Genomic DNA, 3,238 nt, shown 5'->3' on the forward strand with positions numbered 1-3,238 from the left:
AAAAAAATGCATAATATAGATTCTATTATAGATGATATAAATACATTTTTTTATATAGCAGAGAGCATGTACTTTTTTAATCCTTATATGGCAAAAAGCTACAAAGATATACTTGATTCTTTGCATTCATCTTTAATGTATTTATACCGCTCATCAAAAGAGAATAAAAAAGATTATGACTTTTTAAATGAATTAAAAAATCTTGATTTGAAAGATATAAAAAAGTATGAGGATATATTTATTAATAATGCTTTATTCTTTTATAATCAGGAAAATATTTATAATGAGGAAGATGAAGAAAGTCTTGAAGAGAAAGTAAAAGAAATTGAATATGAAGAAATAAAATTTAAAGAAGAGGAGAATAGGGAAAGAAAAATATTTTTTGACGCTAACTATAAAACCATATATAAAGCAGTTATGTATGATATCAGACTGAAAGAACATGAAGAATATGATAAAAAATACATAGAAGAGGCTTTTATAAATGCTATTGAGTATATGTACAGAGTATCATACTACAAAGAATATTTGATAATCAATAATGCTCACTTAACTAATCAATATAAAAAAAGCGAAATCCATTTAGAAAGGGATAAAAAATTAAAAACTGCTGATTTATCAAAAGAGATAAAAGGCATAAAAAATGTATAAAACGATAACTAACTGAAGAATAAAAAACTTCATTTGTTATAAATTATATAATAGCAAGTTATATAAAAAATAAAAAATTTAGGAGAACAGAAATGAAAAAATCTATTATTAAAATCGCTCTTTGTTTAATTGCTGTATTATTTGCAGTAAGCTGCGGCAATAATGCAAACTCATCTACAAACCCAACAATCAATGATACACCAAAAAATCTTAATGTTACTTATACATTTTTAAACAATGGAAATAGTAGAATAGATGTTAATACAGCAGCTAATAACAATCAAATAAAAAAAGAAGTAGATTTAAAGATAACCGTTTCACCAACAGTATCAGTTGATGCTAAAATTACTAAAGTTACATCTACTGGTAGTGCTTTAGAAGCCGCTGATTTTACATTGTCAAAAACTTCATCAATTATAACAGGTGATGAAATAAAAATAACTTTATCAAGCACAGGAATAGAAAAATTAAAAACTGCTGCTAAAAAAACAGCTATTAATTATACTTTAACTATTGAGTTTACAACAGCTTCTCAAGATGTAGAAAATAAAACTTCTACTAGAGATATCAGCATTTCTGTTATGCCTTTGCAGGAAATAACAAAAACTCAAGTAGAAACTATGATAAAAAATGTAGGAAGTTTTTATGCAAATGGATTCAGTGGGGCCTCATTTAATACTAGCAGTTTTCAGCTAAATGCTTCAGGTTTTAATATAGATGTAACTTCAAATTCAGATTCATCTTCTACTACTTACTCAGCTAAAAATGCAGCTGCTTCTTTATCTTTAAAAATAGATTCATCAGCACTATATAATTTAGGTTTAAATACTCCAGACTATTCTTCCACTACTTATTCTGGAAAAACAGCTAATTTAGTATTTAAGTTCACTCCAATATTTGGATATTGTTTTGCAAATGATATAGAAAGTATAATGACTTCAGGATTAAAAATTAATTTAAAATTATCATCAAGCAGCTGGAAAGATTAATTTATATTTTTTAAGGAGAATAAAAATGAAAAAAAGAATTTTATCAATTATTTCGGGCTTAATTTTAATAAGCATATTTGCAGTAAGCTGCGGAGAGAAGAAAGGCACAGACCCTACAAATGATACAACTCCTACTACGCCTAATAAGGGGATACAAACTTATCAGGGAGATTGGCAAGTTGAAGGCAAAGATGCAAACGGACAGACTGTAAGCGGAACTATTAATATAGATGCAAACGGCACTATAACAGGAAATTTATATCCTTTGGTTAGTGAAGATCAGCCTATAACTAAAGATAAAATAACAGACAAAGGAAACGAAACTTATGAAATTAATATGTCAGAATATAGTATGATTTATGAGTTTACATTCAGCAGTGATAATAGCGGCAGTTTCAAAATATTTGTTTCACTAAATGGAAATAAACAGGAAAGTACTTCTGGTACTTTAAAAAGACAATAAAAATAACTTTCTTTTAATTAAAGATTAATCATATAAAAAAACCTCATGTTTTTTAAGCATGAGGTTTTTTATAATATCAAAATATTATTTGAGTTTCTTTATTATCTCTTTAGCAAAATAAGGCAAATCGTCTGGACATCTTGAAGTTACAATATTACCGCATACCACTACTTTTTCATCTTTATAATTAGCTTTAGCATTTATCAAATCATCTTTTATACTTATATAGCAGGTAGCGTCTTTGCCTTCCAAAACTTTAGCTGATATCAAAGTCTGCTGTCCATGGCATATTGCTCCTATAGTGAGGTTATTATCAACGAAATATTTGATAATTCTTTTTACATCGTCATTGCCTCTTATAGCTTCAGGAGCTCTTCCTCCTGGTATTATTAAGGCTTTATAATTTGAAGGATCAACCTCTGAGAAATTTAATTTTGCTTCTGTTTTGAAAAAATATTCTCCTTTAATCTCACCTTTATTTAGAGCTGCTATATCAACATCAATGCCCTCTTCTATAAGTCTGAAATATGGATAAAACAATTCTGAATCTTCAAAAAAATTGTCTGTAATAATTAATGCTTTCATATTTATAATTCCTTTATAATTTTTAGTGTGCGTATAATAATATAACATTTTTTTAATTATTACCAGAAGTAAAAATATAGTTTAATTATCAAAGCCCACTCTGATATTTATTCTATTCTCTTCTTCCTGAACATTTCTTTTTAATTCTTCTCTCTCAAGTTTTTTATTTTTTCTATTTTTTAATATTTCAAAAAATACTATAACCGCCCTCTCGCTTGGAGGATTATATTTATAAACTATTTTTTTAGTTTTAGATTCTTTGCCTTCTTTGTCAGTTTTTATCTCTCTTACAATATCTTTACTATAATAGCCTAATGCTTTTTTTATTACAGCATTTTCTATTTTTATTTTTACGTCATTAAAATATTCTCTTCTTGCCTTTCTTATTTTTTTAACCAAACTCTTTTTATATTTCTTACTAGATTTATTAATATATTCTTTTAAATCATCATAATTAATATTTAGTTTTTTACTAATATCTTCAAATGTGAGATTCTCTTTTTTTATAAGGTCATATATTTGATTTTCTGTTTTTATATTATATTTGTTC

4 protein-coding genes and 1 pseudogene are annotated in these 3,238 nt (G+C 26.4%); 3 read left to right on the forward strand and 2 right to left on the reverse strand.

Going from position 1 to position 3,238, the window contains the following annotated elements; genetic code table 11:
* From KQ44_RS10835 to KQ44_RS10845, 3 genes and pseudogenes are all read left to right on the forward strand, one after another.
* Nucleotides 1-651: pseudogene (locus KQ44_RS10835) on the forward strand (hypothetical protein); the annotation flags it as partial.
* A 92-nt stretch (nt 652-743) separates the two neighbouring features.
* Nucleotides 744-1,640, forward strand: a complete 897-nt coding sequence (locus KQ44_RS10840) for a hypothetical protein (protein WP_096737411.1) — start codon at nt 744-746, stop codon at nt 1,638-1,640.
* 25 nt (nt 1,641-1,665) lie between these two features.
* Nucleotides 1,666-2,103: a hypothetical protein gene (locus tag KQ44_RS10845; RefSeq protein ID WP_096737412.1), complete on the forward strand. Its 438-nt coding sequence runs from the start codon at nt 1,666-1,668 to the stop codon at nt 2,101-2,103.
* 84 nt (nt 2,104-2,187) lie between these two features.
* Here KQ44_RS10845 and KQ44_RS10850 read toward each other — a convergent pair whose 3' ends face one another.
* Both KQ44_RS10850 and KQ44_RS10855 read right to left on the reverse strand, forming a co-directional pair.
* Nucleotides 2,188-2,688 carry a type 1 glutamine amidotransferase domain-containing protein gene (locus tag KQ44_RS10850; protein WP_096737413.1) on the reverse strand — a complete coding sequence of 167 codons (501 nt, stop codon included), beginning with the start codon at nt 2,686-2,688 and terminating at the stop codon, nt 2,188-2,190.
* A gap of 81 nt (nt 2,689-2,769) precedes the next feature.
* Nucleotides 2,770-3,238 (reverse strand): hypothetical protein (locus KQ44_RS10855; protein ID WP_240516605.1); only part of this gene is annotated, 469 nt, incomplete at its 5' end.

This window comes from Brachyspira sp. G79 (assembly GCF_002379365.1).
In the GTDB taxonomy this organism is placed as follows: Bacteria; Spirochaetota; Brachyspiria; order Brachyspirales; family Brachyspiraceae; genus Brachyspira.

What these genes read in the sequence shown, in the direction of transcription:
- KQ44_RS10845 (WP_096737412.1), top strand. Translation starts at nt 1,666, where the DNA reads ATGAAAAAAAGAATTTTATCAATTATTTCGGGCTTAATTTTAATAAGC.
- KQ44_RS10840 (WP_096737411.1), top strand. Translation starts at nt 744, where the DNA reads ATGAAAAAATCTATTATTAAAATCGCTCTTTGTTTAATTGCTGTATTA.
- KQ44_RS10850 (WP_096737413.1), bottom strand. Translation starts at nt 2,688, where the DNA reads ATGAAAGCATTAATTATTACAGACAATTTTTTTGAAGATTCAGAATTG.